Consider the following 15,339-nt stretch of genomic DNA (forward strand, 5'->3'; position numbering starts at 1 on the left):
CCGACCGTGCCGGCTGCCCCGTCGGTGAAGCGTTACTCGGCGGCGGCCTCGGCGCTCTCGCCCTCGCCGGCCTCGGGGGCCGCGGCGGCCTCGCCCTCGCCGGCCTCCTCGGCCAGGGAGTCGGTCTGCTTGTTGATGACGTGCAGGACCACGGCCTCGGCGTCGGCGGTCAGCGTGGCGCCCTCCGGCAGCTTGAGGTCGGCGGCGGTGACCACGGTGCCGATCTCCATGCCCTCGACGTCGACCTCGACGCCGGTCGGGATGTTGGTGGCCTCGGCCTCCACCGCGATGGAGACGAGCTGCTGGTCGAGCATGCCGTCGGACTGGACGTCGCCGACGGTGGTGACGGGGATCTCGACGGTGACCTTCTCGCCGCGCTTGACCAGGAGCAGGTCGACGTGCTCGACGAAGCCCTTGATCGGGTCGCGCTGGACGCCCTTGGGCAGGGCCAGCTCGTCGACGCCCTCGCCCTTGAGGCGGATCAGCACGTTGGGCGTGCGCAGGGCGAGGAGCACCTCGTGACCGGGCAGGGTCAGGTGCTTGGGCTCGATGCCGTGTCCGTAGAGGACGGCCGGGACCTTGTCGGAGCGCCGGATCTTGCGAGCGGCGCCCTTGCCGAACGTGGTGCGCTGCTCGGCTGCGATGCGTACTTCGGACATGACATCTCCTAGGGATGCGTCGGGGATCTGAGGTGCGGCGCTCACCCTCACCCGCCCTAGCGGAAGGCGTTACGAGCGCAACCGTGCCAGTCTACCGGCTGATTGACCGAGCTCAGGTGTCGCCCTCGAACATGCTCGTGACCGAGCCGTCGGTGAACACCTCGGTGATCGCCCGGGCGATCAGCGGCGCGATGGACAGGACCGTCAGCTTGTCGAAGCGGCTGGCCTCGGGCAGCGGCAGCGTGTTGGTGACGATGACCTCGCTGATGCGGGAGTTCTTCAGCCGGTCGACGGCCGGCTCGGAGAAGACGGCGTGGGTGGCGGCGACGATCACGTTGGTGGCGCCCTGCTCGTAGAGGGCGTCGGCGGCCTTGCAGATGGTGCCCGCGGTGTCGATCATGTCGTCGATCAGCACGCAGGTGCGCCCGCGCACCTTGCCGACGACCTCGCTGACCTTCACGGAGTTGGCCACGTCGAGGTCGCGCCGCTTGTGGATGAACGCCATGGGGGTGCCGAGCGTGTCGGCCCACCGCTCCGACAGCCGCACGCGTCCGGTGTCGGGCGAGACGACCGTGGTGCTGGCCAGGTCGAGCTTGTTCTTCAGGTAGCTCTCCAGCACCGGCATGGCGAACAGGTGGTCGACGGGGCCGTCGAAGAACCCCTGGATCTGCGAGGTGTGCAGGTCGATGGACATCAGCCGGTCGGCGCCCGCGGTCTTGAACATGTCGGCCATGAGCCGGGCGGTGATCGGCTCGCGCCCGCGGCCCTTCTTGTCCTGCCGCGCGTAGCCGAAGAACGGCATGACCACGGTGATGCGCTTGGCGGAGGCCCGCTTCAGCGCGTCGACCATGATGAGCTGTTCCATGATCCACTGGTTGATGGGCCGGGTGTGGCTCTGGATCACGAAGGCGTCACACCCTCGGACGGACTCCAGGTAGCGCGCGTAGATCTCGCCGTTGGCGAAGTCGACGAGTTTGGTGGGCGTGAGGGAGACGCCGACGTGCCGGGCGACCTCCTCGGCCAGCTCGGGGTAGGCCCGGCCGGAGAAGAGCATGAGGTTCTTCTCGCCCGGCTGTTTGATGCTGGTCATGAACTGTTCTCCCGCTGCTGGTGTTGCTCCGCCGCGTGTCGCTCGGCCAGCGCCCGCTCGGCCGCCGCCGCCGACTTGGTGCCCGCGCGCCTGCGCAGCACCCACGTCTCGATGTTGCGCTGCCGCGCGCGGGCCACGCCGATCGCGCCCGGCGGCACGTCGGTGTCGATGACCGAGCCGGCCGCCGTGTAGGCGCCGTCGCCGACGGTCACCGGCCCGACGAGCATGGTGTCGCACCCGACGAAGGCGCCGTCGCCCACGGTGCTGCGGTGCTTGTCGACGCCGTCGTAGTTGACGAAGACCACGGCCGCGCCGATGTTGGCGTCGGCGCCGATCGTGGCGTCACCCGCGTACGACAGGTGCGGCACCTTGGACCGCTCGCCGACCTGGGTGTTCTTCAGCTCCACGAACGTACCGGCCTTGGCGTCGCGGCCGAGCACCGTCCCCGGCCGCAGGTAGGCGTACGGGCCGACGCTGGCGCCGGGGCCCACGACGGCGCGGTCGCAGACGGCGTTGCGGACCACGGCGCCGGGTCCGACCCGGGTGTCGGTGAGGGTGGTGGCGGGGCCGACCTCGGCGCCGGTCTCGACGACGGTGGCGCCGTGGAGCTGGGTGGCGGGGTGCACGACCGTGTCGGGTTCGATCCGCACGTCCACGTCGATCCACGTGGAGGCCGGGTCGACGATGGTGACTCCGGCGCGCATGTGCCGCTCCAGCAGGCGCTGGTTGAGCACCTTGCGGGCCAGGGCGAGCTGCACCCGGTCGTTGACGCCCTCCACCTCGGCGAAGTCGGCGGCGATGTGGGCGCCGACGCGGTGGCCGTCCTCGCGCAGGATGGCGAGCACGTCGGTGAGGTACTCCTCGCCCTGGGCGTTGTCGGTCGACACCCGCTTGACGGCGTCGGCGAGGAGCAGGCCGTCGAAGGCGTAGATGCCGGAGTTCATCTCGGTGACGGCGCGCTGCTCGGGAGTGGCGTCCTTCTCCTCGACGATCTTCAGGACGGCGCCGGCGGAGTCGCGGATGATGCGCCCGTATCCCGTGGGGTCGGGCACCTCGGCCGTCAGCACGGTGACGGCGTTGCGGTCGGCGGCGTGCCGGTCCAGCAGCTCGGCGAGGGTCTCGGCGCGCAGCAGCGGCACGTCGCCGTAGGTGACCAGGACGGTGCCGGCGATCGCGCCGACCTCCTCCAGCACGGTGCGGACGGCGTGGCCGGTGCCGCGCTGCTCGCGCTGGACGACGGCCCGGGCGTCGGGGCTGGTCTGCGCGAGGTGGGCGCCGACGCGCTCGCGCGCGTGGCCGATGACGACGATGAGCCGCTCGGGACCGAGGTCGCGGGCGGCCTGCAGCATGTGGTCGACCAGTGCTCGACCGCATACCTCGTGGAGGACTTTCGGGGTCTGGCTCTTCATCCGGGTGCCCTCGCCGGCGGCGAGGACGATCACGGCGGCCGGGCGCGGCACACTCACGGACTGAGGCTCCCTGTGACTGGACGGATCTGGGGTGCGGCTGTCACACCGCTGCGGTGGGCCGTGTTCGGCGGTCCACCACAGCCGGCACGTCATGCGATCACGGTGGGCCGCGTTCAGCGGTCCACCGCAGCCGGCACATCGTGCGGCTACCCTCCCGACACCGCGAGGATACCTGCCGTCGTCCGGGCGTCCCGCGCAGGCCGCGCCCGAAGCTCCCGGAAGAGGACTCGAACCCCTACAAAGTGGACCAAAACCACTTGTCCTGCCGATTAGACGATCCGGGATTAATCGGACACCAGGGGCGTCCGACCACACCTACGATACCGAGCCCGACCGCCTCGCGCGCCCGCAATACCGCCTCATCCGATCACCGTCACGTCACGGCCGGATGATTGCCCACGGAAGCCTCGGGTAGGGCGCCCCACTAACAGATGGGTCGTTGTGGCACAAGCCACGGAACCCACTCACGTAGGCCGACGAGCCGTCACCTATCACCTATTCGCCTCTTAGGGATTCTAACTTACGATGGCGTAGGTTACGGTGGCGTAGCCAGGACATTAGTCCTCATACACGTCAGGAAGGCAACACATGACCGTTATCGCCGAACGTCCTGCACCAGGACCGAAGCCCGATTTCGCTCCCGAACCGCGCACCAAGGCCGAGCTCGTCACCTTCGCGCTCGTCGTGGGTCTGCCCCTCGTCGCGATCGCGGCGGCCGTGCCGATCGCCTGGGGGTGGGGCCTCGGCTGGACCGACATCGCGATCGCGACCGTCTTCTACCTCGTCTCCGGACTCGGCGTGACCGTCGGCCTGCACCGCTACTTCACGCACGGCTCGTTCAAGGCCAAGCGGCCGCTGAAGATCGCGCTCGGCATCGCGGGGAGCCTGTCCCTGGAGATGTCCGTGCTCGACTGGGTGGCGACCCACCGCAAGCACCACAAGTTCTCCGACAAGGAGGGCGACCCGCACTCCCCGTGGCGCTTCGGGCCGGGCTTCAAGTCCATGTCCAAGGGCCTGCTCTACGCGCACATGGGCTGGATGTTCGACGCAGAGCGGACCAACCGGGAGAAGTACGCCCCCGACCTGTGCAAGGACGAGGACGTCGTCAAGCTGCACAAGTGGTTCCCGGCGCTGGCCATCACCTCCATCCTGCTGCCCGGCATCCTCGGCGGGCTCATCACCTGGTCCTGGCAGGGCGCGCTGACCGCGTTCTTCTGGGGCTCGCTGGTGCGCATCGGCCTGCTGCACCACGTGACCTGGTCGATCAACTCCATCTGCCACGTGTTCGGCGAGGAGGACTTCCAGGTGCGCGACAAGTCGCGCAACGTCTGGTGGCTGGCCATCCCGTCCTTCGGCGAGTCGTGGCACAACCTGCACCACTCCGACCCCACCTGCGCGCGGCACGGCGTGCTCAAGGGGCAGATCGACCTCAGCGCCGGCCTCATCCGCATCTTCGAGCGGCTCGGCTGGGTCCATGATGTGCGCTGGCCGACGCCCGAACGCCTGGCGGCGAAGCGGATTGCCTGAAGCCGACCTCGCGGTGCCCGGTCCTTCGCCCGGCGCCGTCATGATGGAGACCGTGACCGAACCCCGATCCCGCAGACGCATGACCGGACGAGAGCGAAGAGAGCAGCTGATCTACATCAGCCGCACGCTGTTCGCCGAGAAGGGGTTCGACGGGACCTCCATCGAGGAGATCGCGGCGACGGCCCAGGTGTCGAAACCCGTGGTCTACGAGCACTTCGGTGGCAAGGAAGGCGTCTACGCGGTCGTCGTCGACCGCGAGATGCAGAAGTTGCTCAGCATGATCACCGAGGCCCTGGCCGCCTCCCACTCCCTGGTCAAGCTCGAACGGGCGGCGCTGGCACTGTTGCACTACATCGAGGAGAGCAGTGAAGGCTTCCGCATCCTCGTGCGCGACTCCCACGCCGCCTCCGGCACGGGCTCCTTCGCGAGCCTGATCAGCGAGATCGCCAGCCAGGTGGAGGACGTGCTCGCCGACGAGTTCGCCGGCCGCGGCTACGACCCCAAGCTGGCGCCCATGTACGCGCAGATGCTCGTGGGCATGGTGGCCCTGACCGGACAGTGGTGGCTCGACGTGCGCAAGCCGGCCCGCGAGGAGGTCGCCGCCCACCTGGTCAACCTCGCCTGGAACGGCCTGACCGGCCTCAACCCCCACCCGGCCATCACCGCCTCCACCCGCGCCCACCCGGCGAGCGCCGCCCGGCCGCGGACCGGCGAGAAGGAGCTGCGCGAGTTCGAGAAGGCCCGCGAGAAGGAGCTGCGCGAGGCCGAGAAGGCCCGCCAGCGCGAGCTTCGCGAGGCCGAGAAGGCCCGGGTGCGCGAGCTGAAGGAGCGCGAGCGCCTGCTCAGGGAGGCCGAGAAGGAACGTGAACGCCTGCTCAAGGAGGCCGAGAAGGCCCGCGAGCGGGAGGAGAAGATCCGCCAGCGCGAGGCGCGCCTGGCGGAGCGGGCCGCCCGGCTGGGCCAGGTCGACCAGCAGGAGTAGTCGTTGCGGCTTAGTTAACGTTCCGTTCAATCTGATGGGGCATATTTCTCATATGTCCGCCGAAGTGCTGCAAGTCGGAAGCGACCTTCCCCTCCCTCAGGAGAGGTTCCTCAACCGCGAGGAGAGCTGGCTCCATTTCAACGAGCGTGTCCTCGAACTGGCCGAGGACCCCTCGCTGCCCCTCCTGGAACGGGTGCGCTTCCTTGCGATCTTCGCCAGCAACCTGGACGAGTTCTTCCGGGTGCGGGTGGCAGGACTCAAACGGCGGATGGCCACCGGCCTGCTGCTGCGCACCAAGAGCGGGCTCAAGCCACGCGAGGAGCTGGCCCGCATCGCCACCATCGCCGACGACCTGGCCCGACGGCACGCGGAGGTCTTCCACAAGCAGATCCTCCCCCAGCTCGCCGGCGAGGGCATCGAGATCGCCCGCTGGGACGACCTGGGCCGCGAGGAGCGCACCGAGCTGCGCAAGCTGTTCCGGGAGCGGATCCGGCCGGTCCTGACGCCGCTGGCCGTCGACCCCGCGCACCCGTTCCCGTACATCTCAGGGCTGAGCCTCAACCTGGCCGTCGTGGTGCGCAACCCCGCGACCGACCACACCGTGTTCGCCCGGGTGAAGGTGCCCTCGCAGCTCCCCCGGTTCGTGGAGGCGTCCAACCAGCGGTTCGTGCCGCTGGAGGACGTCATCGCCGCCCACCTCGGGCAGCTCTTCAAGGGCATGGAGATCGTCCAGCACCACGTCTTCCGCGTCACCCGGAACGAGGACCTCGACGTCGACGAGGACGTCACCGAGAACCTCATGCAGGCCCTGGAGAAGGAGCTGCTCAAGCGGCGCTTCGGACCGCCCGTCCGGCTGGAGGTGGAGGCCACCATCTCCGCCGAGGTGCTCGACCTGCTGGTGGACGAGCTGGGCGTCGCGCCGCACGAGATCTACCGGATCGCCGGGCCGCTCGACCTGACCGGCCTGCACGCCATCGCCGACCTCGACCGCGGCGAGCTGAGCTACCGGCCGTTCGTCCCCGCCGAGGCGGTCAACGCCGAGGACGACATCTTCGGGATGCTGCGCGAGCGGGACGTGCTGCTGCACCACCCGTACGACTCGTTCGCGACCAGCGTCCAGCACTTCATCGAGGTGGCCGCGGCCGACCCGCGCGTGCTGGCGATCAAGCAGACCCTCTACCGGACCAGCGGCGACTCCCCCATCGTGGACGCCCTCATCGACGCGGCCGAGGCCGGCAAACAGGTCGTCGTCGTCGTGGAGATCAAAGCCCGCTTCGACGAGCACGCCAACATCTCCTGGGCCCGCAAGCTGGAGCGGGCCGGCTGCCACGTGGTCTACGGCGTGGTGGGGCTGAAGACGCACTGCAAGCTGGCCCTCGTCGTCCGGCAGGAGCCGTCCGGCGAGCTGCGCCGCTACTGCCACATCGGCACCGGCAACTACAACCCCAAGACCGCCCGGCAGTACGAGGACTTCGGACTGCTCACCGCCGACCCGCTGGTGGGCGAGGACGTCACCGACCTGTTCATCCACCTGACCGGCTACTCCAACCACTCGGCCTACCGGCGGCTGCTGGTCGCGCCGCACTCGCTGCGCGGCGGGCTGCTGGCCCGGATCGAGCGGGAGATCGCCCACCAGCAGGCGGGCCGGCCGGCCCGCATCCGCATCAAGACGAACTCCCTGGTGGACGAGCCGATCATCGACGCGCTCTACCAGGCGTCGCGGGCCGGGGTGCCGGTGGACCTGTGGGTGCGGGGCGTGTGCACGTTGCGGCCCGGCATCCCCGGCCTGTCGGAGAACATCCGGGTACGGTCGGTGCTCGGCCGTTTCCTGGAGCACTCGCGGGTCTACGAGTTCGGCCTGGGGCGAAGGCCCGAGCTGTGGATCGGCAGCGCCGACCTCATGCGCCGCAACCTGGACCGGCGGGTGGAGGCCCTGGTCAAGGTGACCTCCCAGCAGCACAAGGCGTACCTCGTCGAGCTGATGGACCTCGCCATGGCCGAGACGACGAACGCCTGGTGGCTCAACTCCGACGGCTCCTGGGTCCGCCATCCCGGCACCGACCTGCAGAGCCACCTGATCGGCACCCGACGCTGGAGAACCGTTGACGACTGATCCGCTCCGGGCCGCCGGAGCCGTCGTGTGGCGGGGCGATCCGTCCGCCCCCGAGGTCGCCGTCGTCCATCGGCCGCGCTACGGGGACTGGACCTTCCCCAAGGGCAAGCTGGAGTCCGGCGAGCATCCGATCGCGGCGGCCGTGCGCGAGGTACGCGAGGAGACGGGCCTGAGCGTGACGCTGGGGCGCGCCCTGCCGTCCGTCCACTACCAGAGCCAGGGAGGCACGAAGCGGGTCGACTACTGGGCCGCCCGGGTGGCCGGGGAGGTTCCTGACGCCTTCGTGCCGAACGAGGAGGTGGACGAGCTGCGGTGGGTGCCGCTGGACGAGGCGGGCTCGCTGCTCAGCTACAGGTGGGACGGGGTGCTGCCGGGCGCGCTGCGCGCCGGGCCGCTCGACACCGTCCCCCTCGTCGTCGTCCGGCACGGCACGGCCGGCTCCCGTCAGGAGTGGCGGGGCGACGACGCGCTGCGGCCCCTCGACGCTGAAGGCGTGGCGCAGGCGGCCACCATGGCCGCGGTGCTGCCCGCCTACCGGCCGCGGACGCTGCTCAGCTCGCCGAGCCGCCGCTGCGTCCAGACGCTCGAACCGTACGCCGACGACGGCGTCCGGCTCGAACCGCTGCTCAGCGAGGAGCTCCAGGACCCCGTCAGAACGCCGGAACTGGTGGCCGGGCTGCGCGGGCCCGCCGTCGTGTGCAGTCACGGCAAGGTGCTGCCGGACCTGATCAGGGCGCTGAGCGGCGAGGTGGTGCACCTGGGCAAGGGCGCGTTCGCGGTGCTGCACCGGGCCGGGGATCGGGTGGCCGCCGTGGAGACGTACACCACCTAGAGGATCTTGCCGACACCCGCCACGGTCGCGGCCCAGACCTCCGGGAAGCGGGCGTGCGCCTGCTCCGCCTCGGCGCGTTCCAGGCCGACCAGCAGGCCGTAGGTGAACGTGTCCTCGCCCGCCAGGCGGGCCGCCTCGGCCTCCCTGGCCAGCGTCTCCTGGGCCACCACGCCGTCCTGGTGCGCGCCGAGCACCTCCTGCACGGCCTCGGCGAGCTTGGCGAGCCGCTTCATGTCCGAGCCGAGAGCCGGCCGGAGCGCCTCGGCGGTGTAGCGGGCCCGCTTGGCCGCCTTGCGGACGTCGTGCATGGCGATCTCGCGGTCTCCGGGGTCCTCGACGGCCTGCGCGGTGTCGTACGCCTCGGTGACGCGGCTCCAGTTGGCGGCGGCCGCCCTGACGAGCTCGTCGCGCGCCGGCCGGGCGGCGCGCTTCGTCAGCTCCGGCGCGGTCACCAGCACGTCGAGCGCGTCGAGCAGCGCGTAGTAGCGCTCGCCGCTGAGCGCCTCGCGGATCCGGTCGTACGCCTGCTGCTGCCGCCCGCCCAGGTCGCCGCCGAGCCGGTCGCGGACCGGGCCGACGACCAGCTCGGGAGCGAGGCCGGCCAGCCGGCCGGTGAACCTGGCCCTGATCACCTCCAGGTCGCGCGCCTCCCCGAGCACCGTGCCCAGCCAGCGCAGCTCGTCCTGGACCTGGGTGGTGCCGGTCACGATCTTCTTGAACGCCTTGAGCGCGCTGCGCAGCCTGCGGGCGGCGACGCGCATCCGGTGCACGGCGTCCTCCTCGGTCCGCCGTACCCGGGGGTCCTCCGACAGCAACGCGGCGACCTGGCCGGACAGGTAGCCGACCACCACCTCGCCCGCGCTCCCCGGCTCGGTGGCGGCGGCGGGCGGCGGGGCCTGGCCGAGGAGCCTGGCCAGCTTGCTCGTCGCCGCCGAGGGCGTGGCGCCGGCCTTGCGCAGGCGCTTGCCGACCTTGGCCAGCAGCGCCCGGTCCCCGTCGAGCAGCTCGGCCTCCACCTCGCGCCAGCGGACCACCCTCGGCGGCTCGCCGAACACGGTGCCCTTGACCCGGTCGTCGGCGACCTCCACCAGCTTGGTGTCGCCGTCGTGGACGACGGTGACGCTCCTGCGGGTGTCCAGCTCGGCCACGGGCCGGAGCTCCGCGCCCCGGGTGAAGGCCCGGACGAGCTCGGCGAGCTCCTGGGGGACCAGCTTCGCGCTGCGGGTGAGCGGACGGGTGATCTCCTGGCGGACGCCTCTGGCCCGCGGCAGCTTGAGATGCCAGCCGGCGTCGTCACCGCCGCGGCGGCGTCTCAGCGTGACGCCCCGCGCGGCGAGGCGCAGGTCGGGCGTGTCGTAGTAGAGGGCCACCAACTGGTGGCTCCTCGGCCCGGACACCCGACCCAACCGGCTCAGGTCCGGGACGACGTAGTCGGAAGGAACGTCGAACTTGTCCTCGATCTCGATGCCCACCGCACCTCGCAAGTTGCCCCTATAACGGACATACTGCCATTCAACCCGCTCTTCGGCCGCAGCGTCAGACGGCTTGCAGCAGTTCGATCCTGTTGCCCACGGGGTCCGTCACGTACACCCGCCGGTAGCCGGGGAACAGGTCGTCGGGCACCGCGTCAGGCAGCTTCGCGACCAGCGCGTCAAGGTCGTCGACGAGGAATCCCGGGTGAGCCTTCCTCGCCGGCCTGAAGTCCTCCTCGATGCCGAGGTGCACCTCCACCCCCGCACCCCGGAACCAGGCGCCGCCGCGCCTGGCCAGCTCCGGCGGCTTCGGCACCTCCCGCAGACCCAGTACGCCCTCGTAGAACTCCCTCAGCTCCGGCTCGCTGCCGGGCGGCGCCGCGAGCTGGACGTGGTGCAGAGCAGTGATCACGCCTGGTCCGCCTTTCTCGCCACCACGAAGATCCGCCGGAACGGGAACGGCGTGCCGTAGTCCTTGGCCGGGTAGGCCCGGTCGAGCAGCTCGGACAGGTCGGCGACGAACCTCGCGCGCTCGTCGTCGGCCAGCCGGTCGAAGATCGGGCGCAGGGCGGTGCCAGAGATCCAGTCGAGCACCGCGTTCTCCCCGCGCAGGACGTGGATGTAGGTGGTCTCCCACACATCCACCTCGCAGCCGCCGACCGCGAGCTGGTCCAGATAGTCGCCGGGCTCGCCCACGGGGCTGCCCCGGTCGAAGTCGCCCAGCCGTTCCGACCACGCCGGCGAACCGCACAGCTCGCGAACGGCCTGGTGGCTGGGGGCGTCGAAGTTGCCGGGCACCTGGAACGCGAGCCAGCCTCCCGGGTTCAACGCGTCCACCCAGTGGTCGAGGACGTCCCGGTGGGACGGGACCCACTGGAGCACCGCGTTGCTGACCAGCACGTCCACCCGCCGGTCGGGCCGCCACGTGGTCACGTCGGCCACCGCGAACCTGGGCAGCCCCCCGGGCCCGCCGACCGCCGCGCTCCCCCCGCCCGCGCTGGCCCCGCCCGCGCTCCCCGCGCTTGCGCTCGCCCCGCCGGCCGTGGTCGGCGGGGCGGGCGGCGTGAGGCGCAGCTCCCGGGCTTTGGTGATCATGGCAGGCGAGGAGTCGAACCCCTCCACCGTCGCCCCCGGCCAGCGACGGGACAGCTCAAGGGTGAGCTCCCCCGAGCCGCAGCCGGCGTCCACGACATAATCAGGTCTGTCGGCCCCCACTCTGGCGATCAGTTCGCGGAACGGCCGTGACCGCTCGTCGGCGAACCTGGCGTAGGTCGCGGGATCCCAGATATCTCTCGACATATAGATTATTGATATCGAGATATATATCTCGATGTCAAGACAGTACACTCGGGGGCATGACGCAGGACGCCCGAGACGAGGTGGACCGGCTCGTCGCCGCCTGGCGGGTGGAGCGGCCAGACCTGGACGTCGAGCCGCTGCACGTGCTCTCCCGCGTGTCGCGCCTCGCCAAGCACCTCGACCGGGCCCGGCGCGCCGCCTTCGCCGAACACGACCTGGAGCCGTGGGAGTTCGACGTCCTCACGGCGCTGCGGCGGGCCGGCAAGCCGTACGAGCTCAGCCCCGGCGCGCTGCTCCGCGCCACCCTGGTCACCTCTGGCACCATGACCAACCGCATCGACCGCCTGGCCCAGGCCGGCCTCGTCGTCCGGCGTCCCGACCCGGAGGACCGACGCGGCGTCCTCGTGACCCTCACCGAGACGGGGCTGGCCCGCGTCGACGCCGCCTTCGCCGACCTGCTGCGCAGGGAGCACGAACTGCTCTCCTCCCTCGGCCCCGCCGACCAGCGCACGTTGGCCGGCCTCCTCCGCACCCTCCTCACCCCGTTCGACTCATAGCCACCGCCGCCCCCGCGGGACCGTTCCCCCCGGAAACCACCCGCCTCGCGGGACCGTTCCCCCCGGAAACCACCCGCCTCGCGGGACGGTTCCCCGCAGGAGACGTCGATGAGGGGGCCCAGCAGCCCGGCTGCGGGACCGGCGGCGCCACGGGAGTCAGTCGCCCAGGCGGTCGGCGACCTCCAGCCATTCGGCCTCGATGGCGTCCTTCTGGTTCAGCACCTCGCGGAGGTCCGCGTCGAGAGAGCCGAGCCGGGTGTAGTCGCTCGCCGCCTCCGCCATCGCCGCGTGCAGGCGCGACTCCTGCTCGCCGAGCTTGTCGAGCTGGCGTTCCAGGCGGTTGAGCTCCTTACGCAGCTCTCGCTCCTCCTTGGCCGACAGCCCGGAGGCCGCCTGTGGCCTGGCCGGATCGGACGGTTGGGAACCACCAGACGCGCCTGACGTACCGGAAGTGCCGGAAGTGCCGGAAGCTGCCGAGCCCAGCCGGGCCGTGAGCGCGGCACCGGATGCTCTGCGCTGGAGATACTCGTCCACGCCGCCCGGCAGGAAGGACAGCTTGCCGTCACCCAGCAGCGCCACCGAACGGTCGGTCACGCGCTCCAGGAAGTAGCGGTCGTGGCTCACCAGGATCAGCGTGCCCGGCCAGCCGTCGAGCAGGTCTTCGAGCTCGTTCAGCGTCTCGATGTCGAGGTCGTTGGTCGGCTCGTCGAGCAGCAGCACGTTGGGATCGTCCATGAGCAGCCTGAGCAGCTGCAACCGCCGCCGCTCGCCGCCCGACAGGTCGCCGATCACCTTCCACTGGGCGTCGCCCTTGAACCCCAGCCGTTCGAGCAGTTGGGAGGCTGACCACTCCTTCTTGCCGACCTGGATGTACTTGCGGATCTCCTCGACCGTCTCCAGCACGCGCCGGGTCGGGTCGAGCTCGGCCAGCTCCTGCGACAGGTGCGCCAGGCGTACCGTCCGGCCGCGCACCACGCGCCCCGAGTCGGGCGTGATCGTACCGGCGAGCAGGCGCAGCACGGACGACTTGCCGGAGCCGTTGACGCCGATCAGCCCGATGCGATCACCCGGGCCGAACTGCCAGGTGGTGTGGTCGAGCACCAGCGGGCCGGCACCGGGGCCGCCCGCGTGGAGGGTGACGTCCTCCAGGTCGTAGACGGTCTTGCCCAGCCGGGCCGTGGCGAACTTCACCAGCTCGACGCTCTCGCGGGGCGGCGGCTCGTTCGCGATCAGGGCCTGGGCGGCCTCGATCCGGAACTTCGGCTTGGACGTACGGGCGGGCGGGCCGCGCCGGAGCCAGGCGATCTCCTTGCGCATGAGGTTCTGGCGGCGCTCCTCGGCGGCCTGGGCGATGCGGGCCCGCTCCGCCTTGGCCAGGACATATGCGGCATATCCGCCCTCGTAGCGTTCGACTCGGCCGTCCACGACCTCCCACGTCCGCGTGGACACCGCGTCGAGGAACCACCGGTCGTGCGTCACCACCACGAGCGCGCTCTTCCTGGTGGACAGATGCCCCGCCAGCCAGGCGATGGCCTCGATGTCGAGGTGGTTGGTGGGCTCGTCGAGCATGATCAGATCGTGCTCGTCGATGAGCAGCCGGGCCAGGGCTGTCCGCCGGCGTTCGCCACCGGACAGGTCCGCGGCCTTGGCGTCGAGGTCGAGGTCGCCGATCAGGTTGCCGAGGATCTCACGGACGGCCTGATCACCGGCCCACTCGTGCTCCGCCCGGCCGCCGAGCACCAGCTCGCGCACGGGGAGCCCCGGGTCGAGGTCGTCCTGCTGCGACAGGAACCCGACGCGCATGCCCCGGGTGTGGGTCACCCGGCCGCTGTCCGGCTTCACCTGCCCCGCGATCACCGACATCAGCGTGGTCTTACCACCGCCGTTGCGCCCGACGACCCCGATCCGCTCCCCGGCCTCCACACCGAGGGAGACATCGCTGAGCAGGGGCTTGGGCCCGTAGGCATGGGAGACGGATTCGAGATTGACCAGATTCATGGCGCTACCAGGGTATCGGCCTGCCCACACCATCCGGACCTCCCCCGTCGGCCTCTCCGGCGGTCAGGGGGTGCGGCGCAGCGGTGGACGGACGCCCCAGGTGACCCAGCGCCAGAGCCGTTCCAGCGGGCCCTCACGGTAGCGGCGCAACGAGAGCGTGGCCACGGTCAGAGTGCGGGGTGGGTCGAAGTGCGGGGTGGGTCAGAGGCGAGGGCTGGACCAGGAGGGGCGGGGGCCGGGGACGGGGCCGTGGGCGGCGAGGGCGGCGCGGCAGGTGGGGAGCTGGGACAGGGTGTCGGCCAGGTGTTGGGCGTGGTCGGCGTCCGTGGCGAGGAAGGCGCAGGTGGGGCCCGAGCCGGAGACGATGGCGCCGAGGGCGCCCTCGGACTGGCCGGCCTCAAGGGTGCGGGCGAGCTCCGGCCGGAGGGTGAGGGCTGCAGCCTGAAGGTCGTTGGTTAGCCGAGCTCCGAGGGTGGCGGCGTCGCCGGTGCTGAGCGCCTCCAGCAGGGCGTCGTCCACCTGGGGCCACGGCACCTCCACGCCGGCGGACTCCCGCTGACGGTCGCACTGGGCGTAGACGGCGGCGGTGGACAGGCCGCCCTGTGCCACGGCGAACGCCCAGTGCAGACTGCCGGTCGTGGGAAGCTCGCTCAACTGCTCCCCCCGGCCCGTGCCCACGGCGGTGCCGCCGAGCAACGAGAACGGCACGTCGCTGCCCAGATCCCCGGCGATCTCCATGAGGTCCTCGAACGGCAGCCCGAGACCCCACAGCTCGTTGCAGGCCACCAGGGCGCCCGCCGCGTCGGCGCTGCCACCGGCCATGCCGCCCGCCACCGGGATCGACTTGTGGATGACGAGGTGCGCCCCGTACGTGCGGCCGGCGTGCTTGGCCAGGGCGCGGGCCGCCTGGATGGCGAGGTTGCCGTCGTCGACCGGCACCTGGTCGGCCAACTCGCCGACGACCGAGACGGTGATCTGGTCGGACTCCTTCGCGACCACTTCATCGAAGATCGAGACGGCGTGGAAGACATTGACCAGGTCGTGGTAGCCGTCCTCGCGGAGCGGTCCAACGGACAGCTGCACGTTGACCTTCGCGGGCACCCGTACGGTCACCGAACTCATCGATCTTCTGTCACTTTCATCGCCTGCGGGGAGGACACCCGATGCTATACGGGCATGCTTCCCCACCACGCACTTCTCGGAGAAGTTGGAGGCTGGGGGTGCGGGGAGCGTCTTGTGTGCCGACATTCGTGCGGAATTGGCGGTGTCGTGGCTGTTCGGCGGGTGTGGACCGGAACTTGGCCTTCCTGCGGCGCTGGTGAGGCCGCCGTGCGTGGGGCG

The 15,339-nt window shown here is 70.8% G+C and carries 14 protein-coding genes and 1 tRNA gene; 5 read left to right on the forward strand and 10 right to left on the reverse strand.

What is annotated here, in order from left to right; translation table 11 throughout:
• Window positions 1-32 precede the first annotated feature (32 nt).
• The 4 genes from ACGF0J_RS18170 to ACGF0J_RS18185 form a co-directional block, all read right to left on the reverse strand.
• Window positions 33-659 carry a 50S ribosomal protein L25/general stress protein Ctc gene (locus tag ACGF0J_RS18170; protein WP_393147080.1) on the reverse strand — a complete coding sequence of 209 codons (627 nt, stop codon included), beginning with the start codon at window positions 657-659 and terminating at the stop codon, window positions 33-35.
• 112 nt (window positions 660-771) lie between these two features.
• Window positions 772-1,749 carry a ribose-phosphate diphosphokinase gene (locus tag ACGF0J_RS18175; RefSeq protein WP_393147082.1) on the reverse strand — a complete coding sequence of 326 codons (978 nt, stop codon included), beginning with the start codon at window positions 1,747-1,749 and terminating at the stop codon, window positions 772-774.
• Window positions 1,746-3,215 carry a bifunctional UDP-N-acetylglucosamine diphosphorylase/glucosamine-1-phosphate N-acetyltransferase GlmU gene (gene glmU, locus ACGF0J_RS18180; RefSeq protein WP_393147084.1) on the reverse strand — a complete coding sequence of 490 codons (1,470 nt, stop codon included), beginning with the start codon at window positions 3,213-3,215 and terminating at the stop codon, window positions 1,746-1,748. Before glmU ends, ACGF0J_RS18175 begins: the two co-directional genes overlap by 4 nt.
• Window positions 3,216-3,430: 215 nt before the next feature.
• Window positions 3,431-3,502: transfer RNA gene (locus tag ACGF0J_RS18185), tRNA-Gln, on the reverse strand.
• 304 nt (window positions 3,503-3,806) lie between these two features.
• Here ACGF0J_RS18185 and ACGF0J_RS18190 point away from each other — a divergent pair.
• Genes ACGF0J_RS18190 through ACGF0J_RS18205 form a run of 4 tightly spaced genes read left to right on the forward strand, consistent with a single transcriptional unit; the run spans window position 3,807 to window position 8,672 of the window.
• A complete protein-coding gene (locus ACGF0J_RS18190; RefSeq protein WP_393147086.1) occupies window positions 3,807-4,745 on the forward strand; it encodes an acyl-CoA desaturase in 939 nt (312 codons plus the stop codon).
• 43 nt (window positions 4,746-4,788) lie between these two features.
• Entirely contained in the window at window positions 4,789-5,727 is a 939-nt protein-coding gene (locus tag ACGF0J_RS18195; RefSeq protein ID WP_393147335.1) for a TetR family transcriptional regulator, read from the forward strand.
• A gap of 52 nt (window positions 5,728-5,779) precedes the next feature.
• Entirely contained in the window at window positions 5,780-7,840 is a 2,061-nt protein-coding gene (locus tag ACGF0J_RS18200; RefSeq protein ID WP_393147088.1) for an RNA degradosome polyphosphate kinase, read from the forward strand.
• Window positions 7,830-8,672: an NUDIX domain-containing protein gene (locus ACGF0J_RS18205; protein WP_393147090.1), complete on the forward strand. Its 843-nt coding sequence runs from the start codon at window positions 7,830-7,832 to the stop codon at window positions 8,670-8,672. Before ACGF0J_RS18200 ends, ACGF0J_RS18205 begins: the two co-directional genes overlap by 11 nt.
• On the opposite strand, the gene ACGF0J_RS18210 is transcribed toward ACGF0J_RS18205, so the two are convergent.
• From ACGF0J_RS18210 to ACGF0J_RS18220, 3 genes are all read right to left on the reverse strand, one after another.
• Complete coding sequence (locus ACGF0J_RS18210; protein ID WP_393147092.1) at window positions 8,669-10,144, reverse strand: CHAD domain-containing protein; 1,476 nt, start codon at window positions 10,142-10,144, stop codon at window positions 8,669-8,671. The genes ACGF0J_RS18205 and ACGF0J_RS18210 overlap by 4 nt on opposite strands.
• A gap of 64 nt (window positions 10,145-10,208) precedes the next feature.
• A complete protein-coding gene (locus ACGF0J_RS18215; RefSeq protein WP_393147094.1) occupies window positions 10,209-10,556 on the reverse strand; it encodes a VOC family protein in 348 nt (115 codons plus the stop codon).
• On the reverse strand, window positions 10,553-11,443 hold the full coding sequence (locus ACGF0J_RS18220; protein WP_393147096.1) for a methyltransferase domain-containing protein: 891 nt from the start codon (window positions 11,441-11,443) through the stop codon (window positions 10,553-10,555). The genes ACGF0J_RS18215 and ACGF0J_RS18220 overlap by 4 nt, the downstream gene beginning before the upstream one ends.
• A 56-nt stretch (window positions 11,444-11,499) precedes the next feature.
• Here ACGF0J_RS18220 and ACGF0J_RS18225 point away from each other — a divergent pair, with 56 nt between their 5' ends.
• Window positions 11,500-12,000: a MarR family winged helix-turn-helix transcriptional regulator gene (locus tag ACGF0J_RS18225; RefSeq protein ID WP_393147098.1), complete on the forward strand. Its 501-nt coding sequence runs from the start codon at window positions 11,500-11,502 to the stop codon at window positions 11,998-12,000.
• Window positions 12,001-12,156: 156 nt separating this feature from the next.
• Here ACGF0J_RS18225 and ACGF0J_RS18230 read toward each other — a convergent pair whose 3' ends face one another.
• From ACGF0J_RS18230 to ACGF0J_RS18240, 3 genes are all read right to left on the reverse strand, one after another.
• Window positions 12,157-13,998: an ABC-F family ATP-binding cassette domain-containing protein gene (locus tag ACGF0J_RS18230; protein ID WP_393147100.1), complete on the reverse strand. Its 1,842-nt coding sequence runs from the start codon at window positions 13,996-13,998 to the stop codon at window positions 12,157-12,159.
• A gap of 63 nt (window positions 13,999-14,061) precedes the next feature.
• Window positions 14,062-14,163 carry a DUF418 domain-containing protein gene (locus tag ACGF0J_RS18235; protein WP_393147102.1) on the reverse strand — a complete coding sequence of 34 codons (102 nt, stop codon included), beginning with the start codon at window positions 14,161-14,163 and terminating at the stop codon, window positions 14,062-14,064.
• Window positions 14,164-14,199: 36 nt separating this feature from the next.
• On the reverse strand, window positions 14,200-15,120 hold the full coding sequence (locus tag ACGF0J_RS18240; protein ID WP_393147103.1) for a 4-(cytidine 5'-diphospho)-2-C-methyl-D-erythritol kinase: 921 nt from the start codon (window positions 15,118-15,120) through the stop codon (window positions 14,200-14,202).
• Between the last annotated feature and the right edge of the window lie 219 nt (window positions 15,121-15,339).

The sequence above is a fragment of the Nonomuraea sp. NPDC047897 genome, assembly GCF_043204415.1.
GTDB lineage: Bacteria > Actinomycetota > Actinomycetes > Streptosporangiales > Streptosporangiaceae > Nonomuraea.

What these genes read in the sequence shown, in the direction of transcription:
- ACGF0J_RS18170 (WP_393147080.1), bottom strand. Translation starts at nt 659, where the DNA reads ATGTCCGAAGTACGCATCGCAGCCGAGCAGCGCACCACGTTCGGCAAG.
- ACGF0J_RS18175 (WP_393147082.1), bottom strand. Translation starts at nt 1,749, where the DNA reads ATGACCAGCATCAAACAGCCGGGCGAGAAGAACCTCATGCTCTTCTCC.
- ACGF0J_RS18190 (WP_393147086.1), top strand. Translation starts at nt 3,807, where the DNA reads ATGACCGTTATCGCCGAACGTCCTGCACCAGGACCGAAGCCCGATTTC.
- ACGF0J_RS18195 (WP_393147335.1), top strand. Translation starts at nt 4,789, where the DNA reads ATGGAGACCGTGACCGAACCCCGATCCCGCAGACGCATGACCGGACGA.
- ACGF0J_RS18200 (WP_393147088.1), top strand. Translation starts at nt 5,780, where the DNA reads ATGTCCGCCGAAGTGCTGCAAGTCGGAAGCGACCTTCCCCTCCCTCAG.
- ACGF0J_RS18220 (WP_393147096.1), bottom strand. Translation starts at nt 11,443, where the DNA reads ATGTCGAGAGATATCTGGGATCCCGCGACCTACGCCAGGTTCGCCGAC.
- ACGF0J_RS18225 (WP_393147098.1), top strand. Translation starts at nt 11,500, where the DNA reads ATGACGCAGGACGCCCGAGACGAGGTGGACCGGCTCGTCGCCGCCTGG.
- ACGF0J_RS18230 (WP_393147100.1), bottom strand. Translation starts at nt 13,998, where the DNA reads ATGAATCTGGTCAATCTCGAATCCGTCTCCCATGCCTACGGGCCCAAG.
- ACGF0J_RS18240 (WP_393147103.1), bottom strand. Translation starts at nt 15,120, where the DNA reads ATGAGTTCGGTGACCGTACGGGTGCCCGCGAAGGTCAACGTGCAGCTG.